This is a genomic window from Nocardioides furvisabuli (assembly GCF_021083185.1).
GTDB lineage: Bacteria > Actinomycetota > Actinomycetes > Propionibacteriales > Nocardioidaceae > Nocardioides > Nocardioides furvisabuli.
In genome coordinates this window covers 1-2,844 of the sequence record NZ_JAIGQB010000022.1, presented here as the reverse complement: position 1 = coordinate 2,844, position 2,844 = coordinate 1, and the positions used below count along the sequence as shown (strand labels likewise).

At 68.3% G+C, this 2,844-nt stretch carries 2 protein-coding genes and 1 pseudogene; all 3 read right to left on the bottom strand.

What is annotated here, in order from left to right; genetic code table 11:
• Positions 1 to 295 precede the first annotated feature (295 nt).
• The gene (locus tag K4G59_RS19710) at positions 296 to 1,774 is read right to left on the bottom strand and encodes a TadA family conjugal transfer-associated ATPase (protein WP_231252767.1); all 1,479 of its coding nucleotides are present in this window, start codon (positions 1,772 to 1,774) and stop codon (positions 296 to 298) included.
• Entirely contained in the window at positions 1,771 to 2,532 is a 762-nt protein-coding gene (locus K4G59_RS19705; RefSeq protein ID WP_231252766.1) for a hypothetical protein, read from the bottom strand. The genes K4G59_RS19710 and K4G59_RS19705 overlap by 4 nt, the downstream gene beginning before the upstream one ends.
• Before the next feature lie 4 nt (positions 2,533 to 2,536).
• A pseudogene (locus K4G59_RS19700) lies at positions 2,537 to 2,844 on the bottom strand (SAF domain-containing protein); the annotation flags it as partial.

The following is a 2,844-nucleotide window of genomic DNA, read 5'->3' as shown; positions in this document are numbered from 1 at the left end:
TCCAGCCGGCGGATGCGAGCAGCTGCGGGCGGCGAGGAGAGCAGCGTCGGCAGACCGACGACAGCGACCGGGAGGGCGACGAGGGCGAGCGCCCACCCGGTGACCAAGAATGCCACCAACCCGGACATCACACCCGCGGACAGAAGGGTCCGCGTGCGCCGGGACATGCCACCAAGCCGTACCCAGCGCGCCGTCGACGGCTTTGTTGCAGGGATCTCCACGCGTCGTAGTCCGGCCACGAATCCAAGGACTCCGGCCACGATCAACGCGCCGGCGAGTGCAGGGACGAGGACGATCATGAGCGTGCGTCTTGCTGGGCGAGGAAGCCGGAGAGATCGAAGCCGTCAGCGACAAGACTCCGGTAGGCGTCGGGCAACACCGCCGGCGCGGCCCTACCGCTGCCGTCAGGGGTGAATACGTGCGTGGTGGCGTAGCCGGTGTCGCGTTCGCCAGGCTCGATGGCGATGATCTCGGCGACCTGGCGATGCCGATGTGAGACCCCGCCGGAGGCCGTCGTGCGCAGGTCAAGGTGCACGATCAGGTCGATCGTGGCGGCGAGCTTGCTGGTCGCCAAGCCGTGAGTGACGTGGGGCCCGGCCTCCATCGCGCAGGTGACCAGCTTGCGGACAGCCGCCACCGCGTCCGAGGCGTGGGTGGTGGAGATGGAGCCGGTCCCGGACTCCATCGCCTTGATCATTGCCCAGATCTCCCTGCCACGGACTTCGCCGACGATCTGGCGCGACAGGTTGAAGCGGAACGAGTCGACCAGGGCCTCGTCGAGGGTGAACTCCCCGGCCTGCCGGCCGTCGAGGCCCCGCTCGCCCGAGCCTGGTCGGGCCTCCCAGGCGTGCACGATCTCGTGGCGATCGAGCTCGTGGAGGTGCAGCTCATACTCGGTCTCGAACGTTCCGATAGCCTCAAGCGGGTCGATCTCGGCACACAAGGCACGCACGAGCGTGGTCTTACCGGCTCCCTGACTGCCGGACACGACGATGCTCTTGCGAGCACGTACGGCGGCGCGGAGGAAGGAGGCCGCGACTGGTGACAGCATGTCTCGGTCGACGAGCTCATCGAGCGTGATGCTCATCAGGCGGTGGCGGCGGATCACGACCGACGGTCGAGGAGTCACCCACGCCGCAGCGGCGAGCCTGGCACCGCCGTCGAGGCGCAGGTGCAGCTTCGGCTGGGCCTCGGAGAATCCGCGGGCATTGACCTCGCTGCGTGAGGCGAGGAAGACCAGGAAGTCGATGAGCTCCTCGTCGGAGTCCGCGACGGCCGCTCCGCGGGTGACGGAACCATCGATGAGCTCGAGCATGACTCGGTCGTGCCCGGTGATGATGATGTTCTCCACCCGGTCGTCGTCCACAAGCGGCTGGAGACGACCGAGCCGGAACAGCGCGTCGAAGACCGCACGTGCCATGGCGTCCTGATGGGCGATCGTCCAGGCGGTGCCACCGGCGTTGACCTCGTCGACCAGTGCGCCGTCGATCAGTTCCAGCACGATGGAGCGGCCGAGCTCCTGCTGTGACGCTGGGCCAAGGCGAGCCCGATCGGCAGCGATCGACTGGCTCAGCTGCTCTGACGCTTGAGCACGCAGTGCAGCCACCAACCCCCAGTCGAGGTTCGGTACTTGCGACGGATCTGAGACGCGGGCGGCAGCCAACTCACGTCCAACCACGGGGCTTCCGAGAGGCGGGATCGTCTGGGCAAACAGCGGCAGCCTGGTGACGTCGGCCGGCTCGACTGGGGAGTCGATCTCGGTCCAGCTGGTCATCGAATGGCCTCCGCCAGCTCGGTGCGCTCGCTCGCGATGCGTGCCTGGATCGCCTCGCTCGACGCCCGCAGGCTCCGCGCCAGAGGACCGGTTTCGAAGCGTCGAGGGGGCGCGGCTCCACGGTGATAGACAGCTGCGGCGTCCCTGTCATCGGCGACAGCGCCCACCACCGGCAGTCCCAGCACGGACGCCACCTCCCTGCGAGAGTAGGGCTGGCCCTCACCAACGAGCAGGACGCATCCATCACGCCATGCGGCGGCCTTCCTCACCGTCTCGGACCACGATCGCGCCGCAGCCAGGGCGGGAAGCGTGGTCCGGGTGACAAGGAGAGACACGTCTGCGTTCGCGAGCAGCGGTTCGGGCGCCCCGACCAGACCGAGACGTCCGGCGTCGACAATGACGTCCTGACCAGTTGCGTCGAGATCGGCCAACGCTCCCGCCAGCGGCTGCCACAGGTCGCGCAGGCCCGCGGACTGAGCGTGAGATCGGGTGCCGGCTATGAACCCCGCCGTCGTGCCTTGGATCGGCTGGACCACACCCGGCAGTGCGTCGGTGATGTCGTAGGACGACAAGGCGAGCTCGATCAGCCCTGAGTCATACTCCCGTGCGCCGCGAAAGAAGCCGGCCAGAACCCCCGAGCCTCCCGTCGGATCGGCCTCGACCAGCAACACAGGTCGCGCCCAGAGAAGTGTCAGGCCCAGTGCTGTCGTGGTGACACCCGGCGACCCGGATGCCGAGGTGAGCGCGATGACGGCCACGACCTCACCTCTCCCGCGAATCGAGGATGAGCGCGACGTTGCCCGTGGCGGCACGTGCGGCGAGCACGGTGGCATCGGCATGCGGGACCAGTACGTCGACGACCAAGACGCCGCTCTCGGAGTCGTAATTGACCTCCACGACCTCGGCATCGTTGAACGCCGGAGGTCCTGACGACTGGTCACCTCCCGGGGGCGGGGTAACCACGAGCCGCACCCGGTCTCCGGCCTGCAGCGCCATTCCCGGTGACTGGGCTGGCGAGAGGGCAACCCCGACGATCGATGCCCCGTCCCCGGGAACCGTCTCCGTGGTGG